The organism is Streptomyces sp. NPDC016562 (assembly GCF_043076955.1).
Lineage (GTDB): Bacteria > Actinomycetota > Actinomycetes > Streptomycetales > Streptomycetaceae > Streptomyces.
Map to the genome: position 1 here is coordinate 160,450 of NZ_JBIBRZ010000002.1, position 22,615 is coordinate 183,064.

Genomic DNA, 22,615 nt, shown 5'->3' on the forward strand with positions numbered 1-22,615 from the left:
AGAAGTATCGTGTACGCTGCCTGTGGGGCTGGGAGTCTGCCCGTGTCGCATTCCACGGCATTCTCCCGTGGGGAGTCGTGTGCTCGCAGGGCCACGCGAAGATGCAAGGGAATGGGCTGTGGCGACGGAGATGATCGCAGGGCGGTTCCGGCTTCTGGGGGCTGTGGACTCGGGCAACATGGGTGAGGTCCACAGAGCCGAGGATCTTGATGCCGCCCCGGGCGACGCCGACCGCGTCGTGGCGGTCAAGCTGATCCTTCGGCGCCGGTCCGGCCTCCAGATCGACACGCACGGCGACACCAAGACCGTGGAACGGTTCGCCCGCGAGGTGCGGATTATGCAGACCTTCGGCCAGCACCCCAACCTCCCGCGCACGATCGCCGGGGGTGTGGACGAGACGAACGGCGGCCTGCCCTACCTCGCGATGGAGTTCCTCGACGGCCACCCCCTCGCAGACCTGGTCGCCGACGAGCCGCAGCTGCCGATCTCCTGGGCCGCCGCCATCGCCGCGCAGATGGCGGAGGGGCTCAAGGCCGCACACGTCGAGGGCGTCGTGCACCGCGACCTCAAGCCCCGCAACGTCATGCTCACCCGCGGCGGTCTCGTGAAGGTTCTCGACTTCGGCATGGGCCGGATCGTCGACGACCCGGACGGCACCAAGCTCACCAGCACGGGCGTCACCGTCGGCACCGCCCGCTACATGGCACCCGAACAGTTCCAGGGCGGAGCCGTAACCCCGGCGGCGGACCTCTACGCCCTCGGCTGCGTCCTGTACGAGATGCTCCTCGGCGTACCGCCGTTCGTCGGCACCTCCGCGTACGAACTCGGCGAGAAGCACGTCCATCAGGCACCGAACCCGGTCCGGCTGGTCCGGCACGACATCCCCGAGGCGCTCGCCCGCCTCGTCGACCGCCTCCTCGCCAAGGACCCGGCGGACCGCCCCGAGAGCGCCGCCGCCGTACGGGACGCCCTGCTGCCGTTCGTCGCGCCCGCCGAACCGCTGCCCGCCTGGGGCGAGTTCGAGCCGGTGGGCCGCCTCCTCCAGGACCGGTCCGCGCTCTCCACGCCCACGGCGCGGCAGGCTCCGGACGACCAGCCGCCCGCCCAGACCCGCCCACACACGTCCGGTATGGACGTCTTCGGCGTCCACCGGGACCTGATCGACGAGTACCGCGCCTTCACCCAGGGCGGCACGATCATCCGTGACGAACGCGTCGCCGACTTCGTCCGGCGCGACCTCGACGCCAAGTCCCAGTGGCCCAACCCGTGGATCTCCCTCAACCCCTTCTTCGACTCCGCCGGCACCGTTGCCGAGCTCGCTTCGCAGGGCGTCCTCCACCCCGAGTGCGCGCGGATCTTCCAGGCGAAGAAGGCTAGGGGCGGCACCGTCTGCGACGGCCGCCCGCTCACCCTCCACCAGCACCAGCGCGAAGCCGTCGACGCCGCCCGGTCCGGGGCGTCCTACGTCCTCACCACCGGCACCGGCTCGGGCAAGTCCCTCTCCTACATCGTGCCCATCGTCGACAAGGTCCTCAGGGACCGGGAGACGGAGCCGAGAGGGACGGCCAAGAGAGTCCGCGCGATCATCGTCTACCCCATGAACGCCCTGGCCAACAGCCAGCTCAAGGAGCTGGAGAAGTACCTGAGGGACGGCTACGGCGCAGGACGCGAGCCCGTCACCTTCGCCCGCTACACCGGCCAGGAGGACGACGCCGCCCGCAGGGAGATCCGTGACAACCCGCCGGACATCCTGCTCACCAACTACGTGATGCTGGAGCTGATGCTCACCCGCCCCGACGACCGCGACAGCCTCGTCCGGATGGCCAAGGGCCTCGAATTCCTCGTCTTCGACGAACTCCACACCTACCGAGGCCGCCAGGGCGCCGACGTCGCCCTGCTCATCCGCCGTGTCCGCGAGGCGTGCCAGGCCGACCGTCTCCAGTGCGTCGGAACCTCCGCCACCATGTCCACCGAGGGCACGATCGACGAGCAGAAGAGCGTGGTCGCGGGCGTCGCCTCCAAGCTCTTCGGCACGAGGATCCGCACCGAGCACGTCATCGGCGAGACCCTGGTCCGCGCCACCGACCCGGCCCCCGACACCGTCCCTGCCGAGCGGCTGCGCACCACCGACGCGCCCCGTGCGTACGCGGACCTGGTCCGCGACCCGCTCGCCCGCTGGATCGAGACCCGCTTCGGCCTGGCCACCGACACCCTCACCGACCGCCTCGTCCGCCAGAAGCCCGCCAAGATCGAGGACGCGGCCGAGGACCTCGCCCGGGAGAGCGGCGTGTCCGTCGAGGACTGCGCCGCGGCTCTGCGCGCCACCCTGGAGGCCGGCTCGCAGGCCCGTCACCCCGTCACGGAACGCCCCCTCTTCGCCTTCCGCCTCCACCAGTTCCTCTCCAAGGGCGACACCGTCTACGTCACCCTGGAGGACCCGGAAAGCCGCCACCTCACCCGTGACTACCAGCAGGTGCAGCCCGGCACCGACGGCAAGCTCCTCATCCCGCTCGCCTTCTGCCGGGAGTGCGGCCAGGAGTACCTGACGGTGTGGCGCACCGAGAAGGACGGAGAGGTCCGCTACGAGTCCCGCCGCGACACCTCCGCCACGGGCGGCAGGGCCGGCGACGGCTACCTCTACGTCGGCCGCCCGTGGCCCCGCTCGCTCGACGAGGCCGTCGCCGAGCGCAAGCTGCCGGAGTCGTGGCTGGAGCTCGACGACCGTGGTCAGGAAGTCGTCAGGAAGTCGTACCGCGAGCGCGCGCCCCGCGCCGTGACCGTCGACCCCTATGGGTACGAGGGACGGGGCGACCTGGACGCCGCCTTCATCCCGGCCCCGTTCCGCTTCTGCATCCAGTGCTCGGTGTCCTACGAGCAGCCGCGTGGCAAGGACTTCGCGAAGCTCGCGACCCTCGACCAGGAAGGCCGGTCCTCCGCCACCTCCCTGGTGTCGGCGGCCGTCGTCCGCTCCCTCAAGGCCGTGCCCGAGGAAGCCCTCGACAAGGAGGCGCGCAAGCTCCTCACCTTCGTCGACAACCGCCAGGACGCCTCCCTCCAGGCCGGCCACTTCAACGACTTCGTCCAGATCACCCAACTGCGCGGCGCGCTCTACCGGGCTGCCCTGGACGCCGGGGAAGAGGGCATCCACCACGAGGAGCTGGCCACCCGCGTGGCGAACGCCCTCGCCCTGGACCCCGTCGAGTACACCGGCCAGTCGGACCTGCCGCCCGCCCTCGCCCGCAACGCGGCCAAGACCCTGCGTGACGTCATCGCCTTCCGTCTCTACCTCGACCTGGAGAGCGGCTGGCGCATCACCATGCCGAACCTGGAGCGGACCGGTCTGCTGACGATCGACTACGCGGACCTCCAGTGGGTCGCCGAGCGCGACGAGCGCTGGCAGGACACGCATGCGGCGCTCCGCGACGCCGACCCCGCCCTGCGCGCAGAGATCACGCGGACGCTCCTGGACGACTTGCGCCGCGAACTCGCCATCGACGTCCAGTACTTCCGCGACGACTTCGACGCCCTCCAGCGTGCCAGCGAGGAGCGCCTCATCGACCCGTGGGTCCTCGGAAAGTCCGACGCGCCCCGAGTCAAAGCCGCCTACCCGCAGTCGGCCAGCCGCGGCATGGACCGGTCCGCGCACTTCCTCTCGGCCCGCGGCAAGTTCGGCAAGTACCTGCGCCGCACCGCACCCACGGTCTTCGACGTGCGCGACGGCGTGAAGCTGGACAACACCGACCTCCAGAAGATCATCGAGGACCTGCTGAAGGTGCTCGCGAAGGCCGGCCTGGTCACCGAGGTCAGTGCCGCCCCCCAGCGCGCCGGCCGCTTCCGCGCGCCGACCGGTCCCGCCGCCACCGGCTACCGGATCTCCGCCGCCTCCCTCATCTGGCGGGCCGGCCCCGGCGAGTCCGGCGCCCACGACCCCCTCACCCGCACCTACGCCAGCGGCGACGGGCCGCGCGTCAACACCTTCTTCCGCGACCTCTACCGCAACGCCGCCGCCGAACTGTCCGGCCTGTTCGCCCGTGAGCACACCGCCCAGGTCGACCCCGCCGAGCGTGAGCGCCGCGAAGAAGCCTTCAGCAAGGCCGAACTGAAGCTTCTCTACTGCTCCCCGACCATGGAGCTGGGCGTCGACATCTCGTCCCTCAATGCGGTCATGATGCGCAACGTGCCGCCCACCCCGGCCAACTACGCACAGCGCAGCGGACGCGCCGGCCGGAGCGGCCAGCCCGCCCTCGTCACCACGTACTGCGCCACCGGCAACAGCCACGACCAGTACTACTTCCGTCGCTCCGAGCGCATGGTGGCGGGTGCCGTCGCCCCGCCGCGCCTCGACCTCGCCAACGAAGACCTCGTCCTCTCCCACCTCCAGGGCATCTGGCTCGCCGAGGCCGGGCTGAAGCTCGGCCGGGCCATTCCGCAGATCATCGACATCGCGTACGACGAGAGCCTGGGCCGCCCGAACCCGGCGCTCCACCTCCACGACGACCTGTACGCGGCCTCCCGCGACGCCGACGCGCAGGCCCGTACGGTGGCGGCGGCCCACCGGGTCCTCGGCCCGTTGCTTGCCGACTTCGCCACGACCGTCTGGTGGGACGAGCGCTGGATCGAGGACCGCGTCCGCACCGCCCCCGACCGCTTCGACCGCGCCTTCGACCGCTGGCGAGACCTCTTCCGGGCCGCCCTCGTCGACCAGTACGTCCAGAACAAGCGGGTCCTCGACCACACCCTCACGGAAGGCGACCGGCGGCGCGCCGTCGCCCGCCGCAAGGAGGCCGAGACCCAGCTCAACCTCTTGAAGAACGAGACCCCGGACAGCCGGTCCGTCCTCTCCGACTTCAACCCCTACCGTTACCTCGCCTCCGAGGGCTTCCTGCCCGGCTACTCCTTCCCCCGCCTGCCGCTGGCCGCCTACATCCCGACCACCGGCCGCCGCCACGGCGACGGCGACTACCTCCAGCGCCCCCGTTTCCTCGCCATCCGCGAGTTCGGCCCCGGCGCGCTGATCTACCACGAGGGCGCTCGCTACCAGGTGACCCGCGTCCAGCTGCCCCCGGACTCCTCCGGTGACATCGCCACCACCGCGGCCACCCGCTGCAAGCACTGCGGCTACCACCACGATCCCGAGCAGCGCGCCGACGTCTGCGACATGTGCAAGGAGCCGCTCGGCGCCGCCGCCTACAACCTGCTGCACCTGCACACCGTCTACACCCAGCGCCGGGAGCGGATCTCCTCCGACGAGGAGGAGCGCCGCAGGGCCGGATTCCGGCTGGAGATCTCGTACCGCTTCCAGGACCACGGCATCCGCAAGGGCCGCCAGGACGCCCACGTCTCGGACCCGGCGGGCAGTCTCGCCACGATCTCGTACGGCGACTCGGCCACCGTCCGCATCACCAACAAGGGACGGCTGCGCGCCAAGGAGAACGAGCAGGACGGCTACTGGCTCGACCCCGCAAGCGGCCACTGGATGAACGAACGCGATGCCGCCGAGGCGTCCGGCGACTCCAGCGAGATGCCGGTCATCGACCCGGACGGCAACGAGAAGCGTCGCAAGAAGCGAGTCGTCCCCTTCGTCGAGGACCGCCGCAACATCCTCGTCGTCACCCTCGACGAGCCGCTGCCCGAACCCATCGCCCTCACTCTCATGTACGCCCTGGAGCGGGGCGTCGAGGCGGCGTTCGAGCTGGAGGACTCCGAGCTCACCAGCGAACTGCTCCCGCCCGACGACGGTCCCCGCAACCGCTTCCTGCTCACCGAGGCCGCGGAGGGCGGCGCCGGAGTCCTGCGCCGCCTCCAGGCCGAGCCCGGAGCGCTCGCCGTCGCCGCCCTCCGCGCCCTGGAGATCTGCCACTTCGACGAGCACGGAGTGGACCAGGCCAAGCAGCACTGCGCCCGCGGCTGCTACGACTGCCTGCTCACCTACGGCAACCAGCTCGACCACGCGGCGATCGACCGCCACACCGTCGTCCACCTGCTGCGCCGCCTCGCCTCCGCCGTGTCCGAGCCCGAAGGGCGGGGCGAGTCCCCGACGGAGCAGCACTGGCGGCTCGTCGAGGAGCTGGGGCGAACGGCCCCGAAGCTCGCCGACACGCCGGCCGACGACGCCGACGACATGGCGAACACTCCCCTGGAGCAGACCCTCGTCAACTGGCTCAGGGACCACGGCCTGCGCCTGCCCGACGAGGGCCAGACCCTCGTCGGCACCGCCCTCCCCGACTTCGTCTACCACCTGCCCGGAGTCAACCTCGCCGTCTTCGTCGACGGGCCGGACAGGGAGGAGGACGCCACCCGGGACGAGGACGCCGAGGAGCGCCTCTACGACGCCGGCTGGGGCGTCGTCCGCTTCCCGGCCGACCCCGCCGACTGGGACGCCGTCGTCGCCCGCCACGCCCGCTACTTCGGCGGCCCCGCCGCCTCCTGACCACGGAACCGACCGACCACTCGAGGACCCCGAGGACTCACCCGATGACGCTCACCTACTCCGCCGGTTCCCTGGTCACCGCCCGAGGCCGCGAATGGGTTGTGCTCCCCGAGAGCGCCCCCGACATGCTCGTCCTGCGCCCGCTCGGCGGTTCCGACGACGACATCGCCGCCGTCTTCCCCGCCTTCGAGGACGTCAGAGGCGCCGAGTTCGCCCCGCCGTCCGCCGCCGACCTCGGCGACCACCGAGCCGCCGGGCTGCTGCGCTCCGCCCTCCGCATCGGCTTCCGCTCCGGCGCCGGCCCCTTCCGTTCCCTCGCCGGCATCGCCGTCGAACCCCGCGCCTACCAGCTCGTCCCGCTCCTCATGGCGCTGCGGCAGAGCACCGTACGGCTCCTCATCTCCGACGACGTCGGTATCGGCAAGACCGTCGAGGCCGGCCTCATCGCGAGCGAACTCCTCGCCCAGGGCGAGGCACGCGGCCTTGCCGTCCTCTGCTCACCGGCCCTCGCCGAGCAGTGGCAGAAGGAGCTGCGCACCAAGTTCGGCCTCGACGCCGAACTCGTCCTCGCCTCCACCGTCTCCCGCCTGGAGCGCGGCCTGGACCTGGGGCAGTCGCTCTTCGACAAGTACCCCCACGTCATCGTCTCCACCGACTTCATCAAGTCCACCCGCCACCGCGACGACTTCGTCAAGCACTGCCCCGACCTGGTGATCGTCGACGAGGCTCACACCTGCGTCGTCGCCGACGACACCACCTCCACGCAGAACCAGCTCCGCTACGAGCTGCTGCGCCGCGTAGCCGAGGACGCCGAGCGTCACCTGCTCCTCGTGACCGCCACCCCGCACAGCGGCAAGGAGTCCGCCTTCCGCAACCTTCTCGGCCTGGTCAGGCCCGAACTGGCAGGCACGGACCTGGACTCCGACCGGGGCCGACGACTCCTCGCCCAGCACTTCGTCCAGCGCAAGCGCGCCGACGTACGCCAGTACCTGACGACCGAGGACGGCCTCGGCGACGACAGCCTGGCCGAGCGGACCGCGTTCCCGTCCGACCGCTTCTTCAAGGACGAGACCTACAAGCTGTCACCGGCCTACCGCGCCCTCCTCGACGACGCCATCGCCTATGCGAGCGAGCGCGTCGAGGCCGCCGGCAGCCAGGGCAAGCGCGAGGCCCGTATCGCCTGGTGGTCCGCGATCGCCCTGCTCCGCTCCCTCGTCTCCTCCCCGCGCGCCGCCGCCCAGACCCTCCGTACGCGCTCCGCCGCCGCGGCCGCCGCCAGCGCCGAGGAAGCCGACCGCTTCGGCGCGCCCCTCACCCGTGACGCGGCTGACAGCGACAGCCTGGAGGGCATGGACGTGGCCCCCGGCGCCGAGACCGACGACGCCGGCGCCCGCCTCGCCGAACTCGCCGACCGGGCCGCCGCCCTGGAGGGCCCGGAAGGCGACCTCAAGCTGAAGGCCCTGGTCAAGCACCTCAAGGCGCTGCTCGCCGACGGCTACCACCCGATCGTCTTCTGCCGCTACATCCCCACCGCCGAGTACGTCGCCGAGCACCTGGGCGGCAAGCTCGGCAAGAAGACCGTCGTCCGCGCCGTCACCGGCACCCTCTCGCCCCAGCAGCGCATCGAGCGGATCGAGGAGCTGGCGGAGGAGGCCGGGCAGGACCCCGCCGCCCGCCGCGTCCTCGTCGCCACCGACTGCCTCTCCGAGGGCGTCAACCTCCAGCACCACTTCGACGCCGTCGTCCACTACGACCTCGCCTGGAACCCCACCCGCCACGACCAGCGCGAGGGCCGCGTCGACCGCTACGGGCAGCACCGCGACGAGGTCCGGGTCATCACCCTGTACGGCAGCGACAACGGCATCGACGGCAAGGTCCTCGACGTCCTCATCAAGAAGCACCGCCAGATCAAGAAGGACCTCGGCATCTCCGTCTCCGTCCCCGACGAGACCTCCTCCGGCGTCACCGACGCCATCGTGGAGTGGCTGCTGCTGCGCGGCCGGGAGGGCGAGCAGGGCACCCTCTTCGAGGCAGACTCCTTCCAGCAGAGCTTCGCCGACCTGGAGGCCGACTGGAAGTCGGCGGCCGAACGCGAGACCCGCTCCCGCTCCCGGTTCGCCCAGCGCTCCATCCACCCGGAGGAGGTCGCCCGCGAGGTCCTCGCCATCCGCGACACCCTCGGCCGCGCCGACGAGGTGAACGACTTCGTACGGACCTCGCTCGCGGCCCTGGAAGCCCACCTGGTGGAGGCGGGCGACGGCTCCGGCGACTTCACCGCCGAGGTCAGCGGCACCTCCGCCGGCCTGCGCGACGCCCTCGCCCCCGTCGTCGGCTCCGCCGCCGTCGAAGGCGCCCGCCCCATCCCGTTCCGTACGACCTCGGCCGTGGCCCGGGGCGAGGCCGCCCTCGTCCGCACCGACCCCGTCGTCGGTGCCATCGCCGCCCACGTCCTGAACTCCGCCCTCGACAGCCAGACCGACGGCCGCCGCCCCGCCCGCCGCTGCGGTGTCGTCGCCACCCGCGCCGTCGACACCCGCACGACCCTGCTCCTCGTCCGCTACCGCTTCCACCTCACGCTGCCCTCCCGGCAGGGGGAGAAGCAGCTCGTCGCCGAGGACGCCCGCCTCCTCGCCTTCCAGGGCTCCCCGAAGAACGCCGTGTGGCTGCCCGAGGACCAGGCCCATGCCCTCCTCGCCGCCCAGGCCGCCGACAGTGTCGACCCCGACCACGGCGAGGCCATGATGACCCGCGTCCTCGGCCAGCTCCCCGCCGTCACCGACCACCTCGAGCAGTTCGGCGGCACCCTCGCCACCGAACTCCACGAGTCCCACCGGCGGGTCCGCCGCGCCTCCGACGAGATCGTCCGCGGCCTGCGGGTCACCGCCCAGAAGCCGGCCGACGTCCTCGGCGTCTACGTCTACCTGCCCGCCGCGTCCGGAGAGGCCGCCGTCTGATGTCCGCCACCACCCGCAACCAGGTCTTCTCCGCCGTCCACACCGTCGGCGGCCTGCTCCCCGCCGACATGCTGATCCGCATCGCCGACGGCAAGGACGTCAAGGGCTCCGCCCCCGCCGACTACCAGGTCATCGGCGCCCGTTCCGTACGCGACGAGGCCGAACGCCACTGGGACTACCTGAAGTCCGTCTGGCGCGAACTGCGCGAGAAGCTGCCGGTCGCCCCGGACGCCGAGACCCCTGCCGACCCGACCGGCCTGGCCGTCTCCCAGTGGCTGGAACCGCTCTTCGCCGAGCTGGGCTTCGGCCGCCTGACCCCGATCGGTGCCACCGGCATCCCGGCGGACAGCGACCCCGACCGCGTCTTCCCCATCAGCCACCGCTGGAATCACGCCCTCCTCCACATGACGGCCTGGAACGCCGACCTGGACAAGCGCACCGGCGGCGCGGGCACGGTCCCGCCCCAGTCCCTCGTCCAGGAGTGCCTGAACCGCACCGAGGCCCACCTGTGGGGCGTCCTCACCAACGGCCGCCGGCTCCGGATCCTGCGCGACTCCAGCGCGCTCGCCACCGCCTCGTACGTCGAGTTCGACCTCGAAGCCATCTTCGACGGCGAACTCTTCAGCGAGTTCGTGCTCCTGTACCGCCTGCTGCACGTCTCCCGCTTCGCGGTGGCGGAGGGCGCGGCCCCGTCCGCCTGCTGGCTGGAGAAGTGGCGTACGGAGGCGATCGCGTCCGGCACGCGGGCCCTGGACCAGCTCCGCAAGGGCGTTCAGGAGGCGATCACCACCCTGGGCACGGGCTTCCTGCGCCACCCGGCGAACACGGCCCTGCGCGAGGACACGGACGTCAAGGCCCTGCACGGCGCGCTGCTGCGGCTCGTCTACCGCATGCTGTTCGTCTTCGTGGCGGAGGACCGCGACGCCCTGCACGGCCCGGAGGCGACCGACCAGGCCCGGGACCGCTACACGACCTACTTCTCGTCGGCTCGTCTGAGGCAGCACGCCCGCCGCCGTCGGGGCACGGCCCACGGCGACCTCTACCAGGCCCTTCGGATCGTCCTGGACGCCCTCGGCGACGAGAACGGCCGCCCGGAACTGGGCCTGCCGGGCCTCGGCGGCATCTTCGACGAGACGGAGACGGACGCCCCACTGAAGGGCCTGTCCCTCTCGAACGAGTACCTCCTCACGGCCGTACGCCACCTCTCCCAGGTCCGGGACGCGGGTTCGCGGCGCTGGCGCACCGTCGACTACCGCCACCTGGACGCCGAGGAACTGGGCTCGATCTACGAGTCCCTGCTCGAACTGGTCCCGCAGCACAGCGCGGCTGACCGCACCTTCGAACTGGTGGAGCTGGCCGGCAACACGAGGAAGACGACGGGCTCGTACTACACCCCGTCCTCGCTCATCGAGTGCCTCCTTGACTCCGCCCTGGACCCGGTCCTGGACGACGCGGTCAAGCGCGGCGAGCAGACGGCGAGCGCGGCGGGCGACCCGGACCCGTCGGACGCGATCGTCCGCGAGCTCCTGTCCCTCACGGTCTGCGACCCGGCCTGCGGCTCGGGCCACTTCCTGGTGGCGGCGGCGCGGCGCATCGCGAAGCGAGTCGCGGCGGTACGGGAACGCAACCCGGAGCCCACCCTTGAGGCCGTCCGCCATGCGTTGCACGAGGTCGTGGCGCGGTGCGTCTACGGCGTGGACCTCACCCCGATGGCCGTCGAACTGGCCAAGGTCTCGCTGTGGCTGGAGGCCCTGGAACCGGGCAAGCCGCTCGGCTTCCTGGACGCCCACGTGAAGCACGGCAACGCACTGATTGGGGCGACGCCGAAGCTGCTGCGGGGCGGGATTCCGGACGAGGCGTTCATCGCGACGGAGGGTGACGACAAGAAGCACGCCAAGTCTTTGGAGAAGCTGAACGCCGAGGAACGGAAGGGCCAGTTCACCCTCTTCGACATGGAGGACGAGGGTGTGAAGGTCGCGAACACGACCCTCGCGGCCGGCATGCGCCGGATCACCCATGCCCCCTCAGGCAACCTGCGTGAGGTCCGGGGCCAGGCGGCGGCCTACGAACAGTGGGAGAAGTCCGCCGACTACCTCAACGCCCTCCACCTGGCCGACGCCTGGTGTGCCGCCTTCATGTGGCTGAAGACCCCGGAGGCTCCCAGGGCGGTCACGCACGGCCTCTTCCGCTCCCTGGAGGACCCGGACGCGTCCAGCGCCTCGAAGGCCACCCACGACGAGATCGTCCGCCTGCGGGAGCAGTACCGCTTCTTCCACTGGCACCTGGAGTTCCCCGAGGTGTTCTCCGTCCCGGACGGGGTCGTCACAGGGACGGTGGACGAGGCGACGGGCTGGGCGGGCGGCTTCGACTGCGTGCTCGGCAACCCGCCGTGGGACAGCGTGGAGCTGAAGGAACAGGAGTTCTTCGCGCAGCGCGCCCCGGAGATCGCCGCCATCTCGAATGCGAGCGCCCGCAAGAAGCAGATCGCCAAGCTCCAGGACGACCCGGACACGCTGGAGCTGTACGGCGAGTACGCGGCGGCGAAGCGGGCCGTCTACGCGGAGAGCCACTTCCTGCGCCGGTCAAAGCGGGTGCCGTTGACGGGTCAGGGGAACCTGAATCTGTACGCGGTGTTCGCGGAGACGGACCGGATACTGACGGGCGAGCGGGGCCGCGTCGGCGTCATCGTGCCGACGGGCATCGCGACGGACGCGCGGACGCAGTACTTCTTCAAGGACCTGGTGCAGCAGGGTTCGATCGCGGCGCTGTACGACTTCGAGAACGCGGCGCCGATCTTTCCGGACGTGCACCGTTCGTTCAAGTTCAGCATCCTGTCCCTGACGGGGCGAGCCCTGCGCGAACCTGCGGCCCGGTTCGCCTTCTTCCTCCACGATCCGGCGGAGCTGGACGAGGCGGACAAGGCGTTCACGCTCACACCCGAGGAAATCACCCTCCTCAACCCGAACACGGGCACGTGCCCGGTCTTCCGCTCTCGCCGCGACGCCGAGATCACCCTGAGCATCTACCGCAGGGTCCCCGTCCTCGTCACGGAGTGCGGCGATAGTGGTCAGGGCGGAAGTAACCCCTGGGGCATTTCGTTCTTGAGGATGTTCGACATGTCCCATGACTCGCACCTGTTCTCTACCCGCGGGGACATGCAGGCTGATGGTTGGCGTTTGGAAGGCAATGTCTTTACCAAGGGTTCAGGTAAGATGTTGCCTCTTTATGAGGCGAAGATGCTTCACCACTACGACCATCGCTGGGCCACATATGGCGAGGACGGCTCAACGCGAGACCTAGAGCTGGATGAAAAGCGGGATCCGACCACTATTGTCCTCCCGCGTTATTGGGTGGCCCAGTCCAAAGTGGATGCGGTCGTCAGTGCGAAGGATTGGGGCCATGAATGGCTGATGGGTTTCCGTAAGATCTGTCGCGCCACAGATGAGCGGACGGCAATTGTCTACCTGTATCCGAAGGGTGGGCTGGGGGACTCCGGAAATGTGATGGTTCCGTCAGTAGGGCAGCCTTCTGTCTTGCTGTTCAGTAATGCCACGTCCTTGGTTCTGGATTACGTGCTGCGTCAGAAGCTCGGCGGGACGAACTTGAACCTCTTCCAGTTTGAGCAGCTCCCGTTCCTTTCTCCGGGTGATGTCGCCCCACACGGGAAGTTCATTGGCCGTCGCGTGTTGGAACTCGCGTACTCGACTTATGACATGCGACCCTTCGCCCGCGACCTCGGCGACACCGGCGCCCCCTTCATCTGGAACGAAGACCGCCGTACCGTCATCCGCGCCGAACTCGACGCCCTGTTCTTCCACCTCTACGGCATCACCCGCGACGACGTCGACTACATCCTCGACACCTTCCCCATCGTCAGGCGCAAGGACGAAGCCAAGTACGGCACCTACCGCACCAAGGACCTCATCCTCGCCGAGTACGACCGCATGGCGGTGGCCGGCGTCAGCCTGACCAACCCCATCGTGGATGGCGAGAATTACACCTCCACCCTCACCCCGCCCCCGGGTCACGGCCCCCGCCACGAAGGAACCGGAGAGTGACGAGTCCGCCGCCGGCCAGCGGCACGCCGGGGCAGCCGGTGTCCGGGGCGCGGGCCGAGGCGGTCGCGCGGGAGCGGGAGCGGCTGCGGGCGCTCAGGGAGCGCAGGGAGGCTCAGAGCGCGGACTCGGGAATCGACGGGTTCACCGTACGCAGATGGCGGAAGGTGGGGGTGCTCGGAGCCCAGGCGGTGCCGCGCGCCCACACCCTACTCCGGCGACTCGCCGACCTCGCGCGCGACACGGCTCACGACGCCGCGCACGACGCACTGACCGACGCCCTGCGCGACGAACCGGACGACCGGCTGCTGCCCGCTGTCCGGGCCGTACTCGAACGGGCCGACCCGGCCGCGGTCGCCGCGACGCTAACGGAGGTGCACGCGGGCGGCTTCCTGTGGCTGTCCGAAACTGGGGAGCAACGACTTACCGCGCTGACGGCGGGCAACGACACGCTCGCCGTCTCCGGGAGCGAGGACCCCTCTGGGGCTTTCGCTCTCCTCGCCGCGTTCACGACGGAGAGTACGGCCGCCTTCCCGCCCCGGATGCTGCCGCGTGTGCTCCCCTGGATACCGCTGAGCGTCCTCGACGACCTGATCGACGCCGGAGTGGTCGGCCCCGAGCACCAGCCCTGGCAGTACCGGGCCGAGGAGACGGATCACGCGTACCTCAAGGCCCGGCTGGTTCCCGATCAGGTGACCGCCGAGCAGGCGACCGCGCTGGAGTGGACGGCCCGGGAACGGCGGAACGCGTTCCTCGCCGGGGGCGAGCCGCTGCCCTCGGCCGGTGACGTCTACGACCTCCTGGAGCGGGTCGCCGACGGCGACGCCTCGGTCGTGAAGGAGCTGGAACGGGAGCTGCCCCGTGACCTGGTGCTCCGACTGCGCCGGCTCCTGGACGGGGTCGCGGTCGGCAACTGGGACCGGGACATATGGGAGGACCGGGGGTTGTGGCGGCTCATTTTCGCTCTGTGGGAGCCCAAGGTGGCCGTCAACCCGTCGCGCTCGCCGCTGCACGCACTCATGGCCCTGCGTCAGGCCTACGACCTGCTGTGCATGAACGACCTCGCACGTGTTTCCGCCCAGATCGACAAGCTGGTGTCGTACGAGGCCGCCGACCCGGCCTGCCGGGCCGAGGCTCTCAACTTCCACGCGTACACGCTGCTGCTCCAAGAGGAACTCGATGCGGCGGCCCTGGTCCTGGAGGGCATCCGCGACGCGCACGAGCGGGCCGAGTCCAACCTTTGTATGCTCCGCCGGCGTCAAGCGGTTCAGCGCAACGACAGACCGGCGGCCTCCAACCCCTATCTCGACCTCGGGCTGCCGCACGGCGCACCGAGCTGGACGACCCGGTACCGGGACCTCCGCCGGGAGCATGTGCGTGATGTGGACATGAGCGCGCAGCTCAACAGCGCGATGAAACGCATCAGGGACGCCGAGCGTGACGAGGACTGGTCTGGCTTCTTCGTGCTGCCGCTCGACCTGGACGTGTTCGAGCTTCCGGACGAGGTGCCGGTCACGTTGGTCCCGCCCCTGACCCCCCTGACCAGGCGAACGACATCTCATTCTCCTGAAGGCCTGGCGCTCGTGCGGCAGCGGGCGGTGGCGGATCTGCTGCCGCACCTGCTCAGCGCGCCCCGGCGCCCCGATCGCAACGCAAGGACGCACACACCGTGAAGAAGGTGCCCCGCAGCCAGCGGAAGACCTCGGTGGTTCCCAAGCGGGTTCCTGCCAAGGGGAACAACGGCCTCAAGCATCGTCGGGACAAGCGGCGAGCGGAGGCCGATGCCCCTGCTGCCCCTCCGCAGGCTTCCCGCCGACTCCCCGCAGACTCCCCGCGCACCTACCGCCCCGAGGAACTGCTCAGCCCCCACATGCTGCTCGCACGTTTCACCGAGCGGGCGACCGAGCTCCTGGCCGCTGTCCCGGAAGAGGAGAGGCCGACGCAGACCGCTGTGGCGGCTGCCCTGCGCCAGGCCGTTCTGGAGGCGTTCCGCTCCCGGGAGGAGTACGTGGCCCGGATGGTCGAGGTCGATCTGCTCGCCGGCGCGCCCAAGCAGAATGCCACCTCGCTTCGCAAGGGCATCCGTGCCGCCCTGCTGGACCAGGGAGTGCGGTGCGTGGACGCCCCCGACGGCGAACACGAGCTCTTCGTGGTGGTGGAAGGCGACGGTGAGGCGTTCGAGGTGCTGCGCCCGGCTTACGTGGACCAGGCCACCGGCAAACTGGTGCTCGCCGGGCAACTACGCCGCCTGCCGGGGTCGGGTGGAGCGGAGCACTCTGCCGGAGGCGACGACGCCGCGAACGGGGAGGGCATGTGACCGCGACCGGAATCGATTTCGGTACCACCAACTCCGTGGTGGCCCAGTGGCTGGGCGATGACGTCGACGTGCTGTCGCTGGACGCCCACCACATCGACGCCGACTGGCGTCACCCCGGCTTCGAGTACCTCTTCCCGTCGGTGGTGGGCATGAGCTCACTGCGCCGGGGAGCGTTGTTCGGCTGGGAGGCCAAGCTCCGCTCCGAAGAGGCGGCCGAGGCCTGCAAGCGACTGCTCAAGAGCGACGAGTACGTCACGATCCAAGGCCGCAGGTTCGCGGCCACGACGGTGGCGGCCGGTGTCTTCCAGGCCATGCGCAAGGGAGCGGAGCACAACCTCACCACCATCGATCAGGCCGTGATCACCGTGCCCGCCAACGCCACGGGAGCCGCCCGCTACCGCACGCGCGCCGCCGCGCGGTTCGCCGGCATCGAGGTCCTGGCGCTGCTCAACGAGCCGACCGCGGCGGCGATCTCGTACGTGCACGAGCTGCGAGAGGCTCGCACCATCCTCGTCTTCGACTGGGGTGGCGGCACGATCGATGTCACCGTGCTCGACTACCAGGACGGGTTCTTCGAGGAGCTCGCTTCACGGGGTGTGACCGAGCTGGGGGGCCTGGAGATCGATCGCCGCCTGCGTGACCTCGTCCTCGAACGGGCTCCGGCGCGATCGGCGTGGACGCCTGCGCAGGAGCGGCAGTTCGGGCTGGACGTGGAGCGCAGCAAGATCCGCCTGTCCTCCGAGGAGTCCGTCCCCATCAGGACTCCGGACGGCGACACCGTCGAGGTGTGGCAGGGGGAGTTGGAGGACGCCGTCACCGACCTCGTGGACCGTGCTCTCGCGCCGGTTCAGCAGTGTCTCACCGACCTCCACATGGCTCCTCTGGACGTGGACGCGGTGCTGATGATCGGCGGCACGAGCCAGATCCCGAGCGTCCGGGCCGCGGTCGCCGAGGTCATGCAGCAGCAGCCCGTCGAGGTCGCCCTGTGCGATCCCATGACTGCGGTCGCCCGCGGCGCCTCCATCGCGGCAGCCGTACTGTCGGGGGAGACCGAAGGCGTGATCCAGGTGGCGACGAGTCACGCCCTGGGCACGGTCGTCACGGACGACACCGGACAGCGGGCGTTCAGCCAGATCATCCCGCGCAACTCACCCCTGCCGTGGAAGGAGCGCAAGAGCTACACGCCTCGCCGGGACAACGCACGCAGCCTTGCCGTGGAGATCTGGGAAGGAGACCCCGACCGTCCCCTCGACCACGCTGACAACGTGCAGCTGACGGACCTCCGCCTCACCTACCAGAATCCCCGGGCCCGCGAGGACTCCCGCTTCCTGCTGGAGTACACGTACGACACCAACGGGCTCCTGCACGTCAAGGCGACCCTTGAGCGCACCGGCGAGGAAGTGCTGAACGAGGAGATCAAGAGCTTCAGCTCCGGTGGTCCGACGCCGGCGGTGCGCAAGGAACTCGATGATCTGCTCGCGGGCAACACGGTCACCACGCTCCTGCCGACGCAGACGCGGAGGCGATCCGCGGGCTCGGCTTCCAAGGCGCTCGTGGTCGACGGCTCCAACCTGGCGTGGATCGGCAGGTCGCCCCGACGACCCGGTGTATACGGCAGGGACGACCGGCCGTCCTACGCCCAACTGCTGTCCGCGCGCGACGCCCTGGCATCGCGGTATCCCGATGCCGTACTCCACGTGGTCGTCGACGCCACCTTCCGGCACAAGGTCGCGGAGGAGGAACGCGCCGCGGTGGACTCGGCGCTCGGCACAGGGGACCTCATCCAGCCCCCGGCCGGAACCGAGGGCAAGGGCGACGCGCTGGTCACGGCGATCGCGCAGGACACGGACGGAATCGTCGTCACCAACGACAACTACGCCGAACTGCAAGGCAGGTACCCCTGGTTGCGGGACAAGGAGCGGGTGCTCGGGGCCACCCTGACCCAGGGTATGTGGGTCTTCACGCCGCGTACCTGCGTTCCACCCCGTCATCGGATCGTACGAGCGGAGGCGTTCCAGCAGTCGCGGGCCCTGATTCCTCCGAGCCCAGATCCACTGCCCGAGTTCAGGTACCACCGCCCTCACGAGGAGTAGTGATGACTGGCGGGGCGGTGAACGACAGGACGAGCCTCAGAGCCGAGATGCTGGCGCTCCTGCTCGAGCCGTTGGGGGTGGATGCCATGGTCGGGCCGGCCGCACTCCAGCGATTCGCCAAAGAGGTGGACATGGTCGCCCAGGCGCGCGGGTGTGCCGGCCTGCCGCCGTCCGGGAGCACCCTTCCGTGGGTGTCCGACGCTGTGGCGGCGTGCGTCGAGGAACACGAGCTGGCCCGCCTGACAAGGGCTGGAGGCCGGACTCCGGCGCCGGACGGGGGTAGATCCCTTCGGGAACTGAAGCGGCTGGAAGGACTGCGGACTCATCTCCAGGCGCTGGAGGGCGTGCCGGTGGAAGCGCTTCGGGTGGACGCAGCGGCGGTAGCGGCCGCGGAGCGGCTGCTACCCGAAGTCCTGGAGCCGTGTCGTCGTGCGGACCGGGAATGGCCCGAGGAGATCTGGCGCTCGATCCGTGAGATCGACATCGAACCCGCGCTGGCCGACCTCGGTCGTCGACGAGGAGGCCGGAAGGCGGCGGAGGCGCGCGAGCTCGTGCTCAGGCACAGTGCTGCGGCGGCCTGGAATCTGCGGAACCGGGAGCTGGTGTCGCTGCTGGAGAAGGTGCGGGACTTCGTCGCCGCGGAGGAGTCGTACGAGGCGGTCCTGTCCGAGCGGCCGCAGTGGTGGCGCTGGCTCGCACCGGACGCGCGATTCGGGTTCAGGTCGGATCGACGTGACGCTCTGCTCTGGGCGATCGAGGTCCGTGACACCGGTGCCGTGTCCGGAAGTACGGTGGACATGCTCGCGGACGACAGCGTGCGGGCGGTGATCGAGCACGGGCTCGCGACGGAGCCCGTGAACACGGCCGTGTCTCCGGCCGCGCCCGCCGCGAGCTCGGCCGCACGGCTCACGGCGGGGCTGCTGGCGGTCGCCTCCCGGACCGACGTCAACGAGCTGCGGGCGTTCGAGTCCTGGTACACGAAGAACGTCGAGTCGTTCGACCGCGTGGCGGCGGCCATGGACCTGTGGCGAACCGAACCGGATCGCCGCGAGGCCCTCAGGGCCCTGGTCGGCGAGCTCGCGTCCGGGGCGGTGGACACGAGCCGATCGGCCTACCGCGACATCCAGACCGCTCTCCGGGAGGAGGCCGAGGCTCGTCCTTCGCGAGCGCCGTACTCCGCGCACGCGATCGAGAGCGAGGACCTCGTCGGGGTCATCCGCCGCATCGGAGCGCTCGAACGCGAACTGCGCGATTCCGTACGGGTCATGCCCGCGGCGCGAGGCAGGCTGCGCGTGGCCATCGCGGGAAGGACCAAGTCCGGGAAGACCACGCTGCGCAAAGCGCTGACCCGTGAGGCGGACCGGACCGGGATCGGGCGAGGGGCGCACCGCACCACGCGGGAGACCTCCGCGTTCCACGTCGGCTCTGTGACGTACCTCGACACGCCCGGCGTCGCCGCGAAGGACGACGACCTCGACGCCACGCGTGCTCAGGCCGCGTGCGACAGCGCCGACGCGGTGATATGGAACTACGCCGACACGCTGCGTGAGGAGGAGTCCACCGAGCTCCAGCGACTCCTCCTCACGGGGAAACCCCTGCTCGCTGTCGTGAATGTGAAGGGAAAGGTCGACGAACCGCACCGCCTTCAGCGCTTCGCCCAGGACCCGGAAAGAGAGTTCGCGTCGGCGACGGGTCACACGGTCCGGATCGAGCAGGTCTCCAGAGCGGTCGGAGTCACGCCGCCCGTAGTCCTCCCGGTCCACTCCGGAGCCGCGCACGAAGCGTTGTCCACGGCGGACCGCGAGCTGGGGGACAGGGCCCTTCGGGCGAGCAGGTTGCCCGAGCTGGAGCAGTCCCTCACCCGGCTCCTGGCCGAGCGTGCGATTCCGCTTCGTGCGGTTCGCCTGGCCGAGGACGTGCGGGCGCCGCTCGCGGCGTTCCACGACCGGCTGATCGAGGAACTCCCCGGGATCGATCTCGCGCTTGCCGAACTCGCATGCTCGACGCCGCGTGACCGGGCAGAGTCGCTGGAAGCCTTCCGGACAGCGGGCCGGGACACGCGTGACCTACTCGAAGCCGAGCGCCACCGCGCCAAGGAGCGGGTGTCGGAGGTGGTTCGGGACCTGGGCAGCGTGGCTGACGCGCAGCGGTGGAGCGACTTCGTCACCGGTTTGGACCTGGAGGGACTTCTCTCCGGTCTCGGGGACACGTTCGAGCAGGAGGCGCGGAAACGGGGGATGCTTCTGCGCGTGCGGGCGAGCGCCACGGACCATCAGGACGACGCGCAGCCGCGTGTACGGCCGCGTCCTGACCTGAAGGAGAAGGCCGTGAGCCTGGGCACGGCGGCAGCCAAGGGGGCGGCGACGGCCCTTCTGAGCTCCGTCGCGGCCAAGGGGATCCCCAAGAAGCTTGCGATCCCCCCTCCCGCGGCGACGTTGGTCTACGCGGTGGAGGGCCTGGCCGGAGCGGCGAAAGCGGTGAGCGGTGAGGTTGCCCGCGCGCGGCGGGCGAAGGACGGGTGGACCAGCACGACCACGACCGAGGCTGAGGTCTGCCTCGATGACCTGTTCGACGGACTTGCGGCATGGTCGGCTCGTATCACCGATGACGCGACGGCTCAGATCGATGCCCGGTTCGAGGCGCGGTCCGCGGACATCAGGGTCACGCGGGAGCGGTTCGAGCGACTCTGCGGGCTGCGGACGGCCGTGCGGTCCGCCCTCGACGCGATCGACCTCGTCCTGGCGCGCCGGCTCCTGGCTCTCGCGGGAGGGGACCCGGCGGCGATCCGTCGGGCACGTCGGACGCCAGGAGTCGAACTTCGTGTCTGGGCCGACGCGTCCCGCGTCGCGGACGTGCGGTCGTGTCTGCGGGACCAGTTCGTGGACGTCCTCACCGAACGGATCGAGATCCGCGCGGATCTCGGATGGCTCGGCACCCTCGAAGGAACCGAAGGGAACACAGATGGCTGACGGTGGTCCGGTCGACGCGCCCACGATCGACGGGGGCCGAAGCGCTCTCGTACTCGCGCTGGCCGCACGTGCCGAAGAGGTCCTGGGCGCTCACCCTCGCACTCGCGCCCTGACCACGAGCCTGCCTCGTGCGGACACGAGCCCGCTGCGGATCGCACTGCTGGGCCCGTACAGCGCGGGGAAGTCCACGCTCGTCGCGGCACTGCTCCGGCTCCCGTCGGCCGACATCGTCGATCTCGTCGACGCGGCGCCCAAGACGCACGAGGCGACGTCGTACGAGTGGAACGGAGCGACGCTGGTCGACCTGCCCGGGACGCTGTCGGGTATTGACGGGCACGCCGATGCGGCGCGGGGCGGCGTTCGTGGTGCGGACGCGCTGATGATCGTGACAACGAGCGAACTGCCGGGCGAAGCAGAGACCAGGACGATTCTGCGGGCTCTCGACGCTGACGGGTTCGCTGACCGGAGTGTGGTCGTCGTCAACAAGATGAACGCCGAGAACAGCGATCGCGATGTCGTCCTCGACGAGATCCGCGGGCGCCTCGGGCCTTTCGCCGACCGCGTCCCGATCGTCCCCACCGACGCACGCGACTACATCGACGCGCTCCATGACCCCACTCTCTCGCCCGATCAGCGACAGTGGCTTGTCGCGGAGAGCGGTATCGACGCTCTGGCGGCCGAGTTGCGGAGAATGACCGCGCCCGGTGTCAGCGGTGTCCGGCCCGAGGCTCAGGCCTTCGAACTCCTTCGAGTGCTGGCGGACGCCGAGCGGCAGTGGGTGCTGGACGGCGAGGAACTCGATGCCGCGGAGAGCGCGAAGAAGGTCGAGGAGTCGGTCTCCCGGGCGAAGGAGCGTGTGCTGAGCGTACTGGTGAGAGGGAGTGAAGTCGTCGCTTCCAGGATCACGACGGCCGGAGACAGGGCCGCTGCCGGCGTCTCGGAGAAGGACGGGGCCGTCCCCGACCGCGTCACTCATGCCGTCCAGGAGCAACTGGAGCGTGCGAGCAATGAGTTCGACGCGAGTTTCTCTTCGTCGGTGAGGACGGCCTTCGACGCGCTGGTCGCCGAGTACGGAACCGGTGTGCCCGAGCCTGAATCCTGGGGGAACGACCTCGAAGCACGCGAGACGACGTTCGACGGGTCCCCGAATGGCACGCCACCGTTGACGCAGGGGGTCAAGGAAGCGGCGAAGAAGGCCGCGAAGGTGGGTACCGAGAAGGCGGGCGAGTGGATCGGGAAGATCGCGGACGGCGGTAACGGGCCGGGAAGCGCGGCCTCAGCCGTCGTGGAAAAGCTCAGCAAGAACCGGGTGGGCCGGAAGATCATCGACGCCGGAGGGAAAGTCACCAACGGCGCGGAGAAGTTCAAACCGTGGGGCAAGACCAAGGCGGCCGGCAAGGTAGCCGGTACGGCCCGCAAGGTGCAGTGGGTGCTGGCAGTCACGGGGCCGTTGATGGACCTGACGAGCGTCGCGCAGGACCAGAGCAAGTGGATCGCGCTCAACAAACGGCGGAAGCAGATCAAGGATCACTTCGACGAGGAAGCGCGCGAACAGCGGACCGCTCTCACCGATGCCGGTGAGCGGTACCTGAGCGAGTGGATCACCGAGGTGGAACGGTCGCTCAGCGGTCTCACGAAGCGGGGCTCGGACATCAAAGCGGAGCGTGAAGCGGCCCTGACGGCGATCAAGGGCCTCCGCGACGAGGCCGAGAAGCTGGTCGGGCCGACCCGCTGACCTGACGGACCGTGGTCCCGGCGGTGAACGCGCCCCGTGACCACGGCCGCCCGGACAGGCGC

General features: G+C 70.1%; 8 protein-coding genes. All 8 read left to right on the top strand.

What is annotated here, in order from left to right:
- The first annotated feature begins 130 nt into the window (after positions 1-130).
- Genes ACF059_RS08740 through ACF059_RS08775 form a run of 8 tightly spaced genes read left to right on the top strand, consistent with a single transcriptional unit; the run spans position 131 to position 22,553 of the window.
- Positions 131-6,430: a protein kinase gene (locus ACF059_RS08740; RefSeq protein ID WP_392056532.1), complete on the top strand. Its 6,300-nt coding sequence runs from the start codon at positions 131-133 to the stop codon at positions 6,428-6,430.
- 44 nt (positions 6,431-6,474) lie between these two features.
- Positions 6,475-9,384 (top strand): DEAD/DEAH box helicase, encoded by a 2,910-nt coding sequence (locus tag ACF059_RS08745; protein ID WP_392053415.1) that lies wholly within the window; start codon positions 6,475-6,477, stop codon positions 9,382-9,384.
- Entirely contained in the window at positions 9,384-13,442 is a 4,059-nt protein-coding gene (locus ACF059_RS08750) for an Eco57I restriction-modification methylase domain-containing protein (RefSeq protein ID WP_392053418.1), read from the top strand. The genes ACF059_RS08745 and ACF059_RS08750 overlap by 1 nt, the downstream gene beginning before the upstream one ends.
- Entirely contained in the window at positions 13,439-15,112 is a 1,674-nt protein-coding gene (locus ACF059_RS08755) for a hypothetical protein (RefSeq protein ID WP_392053420.1), read from the top strand. The genes ACF059_RS08750 and ACF059_RS08755 overlap by 4 nt, the downstream gene beginning before the upstream one ends.
- Positions 15,109-15,756 (top strand): hypothetical protein, encoded by a 648-nt coding sequence (locus ACF059_RS08760; protein ID WP_392053422.1) that lies wholly within the window; start codon positions 15,109-15,111, stop codon positions 15,754-15,756. The genes ACF059_RS08755 and ACF059_RS08760 overlap by 4 nt, the downstream gene beginning before the upstream one ends.
- Positions 15,753-17,849 carry an Hsp70 family protein gene (locus ACF059_RS08765; protein WP_392053425.1) on the top strand — a complete coding sequence of 699 codons (2,097 nt, stop codon included), beginning with the start codon at positions 15,753-15,755 and terminating at the stop codon, positions 17,847-17,849. The genes ACF059_RS08760 and ACF059_RS08765 overlap by 4 nt, the downstream gene beginning before the upstream one ends.
- A 2-nt stretch (positions 17,850-17,851) precedes the next feature.
- Positions 17,852-20,818 (top strand): GTPase, encoded by a 2,967-nt coding sequence (locus ACF059_RS08770; RefSeq protein WP_392053428.1) that lies wholly within the window; start codon positions 17,852-17,854, stop codon positions 20,816-20,818.
- On the top strand, positions 20,811-22,553 hold the full coding sequence (locus ACF059_RS08775) for a GTPase (protein ID WP_392053430.1): 1,743 nt from the start codon (positions 20,811-20,813) through the stop codon (positions 22,551-22,553). Before ACF059_RS08770 ends, ACF059_RS08775 begins: the two co-directional genes overlap by 8 nt.
- The last annotated feature ends 62 nt before the right edge of the window (positions 22,554-22,615 follow it).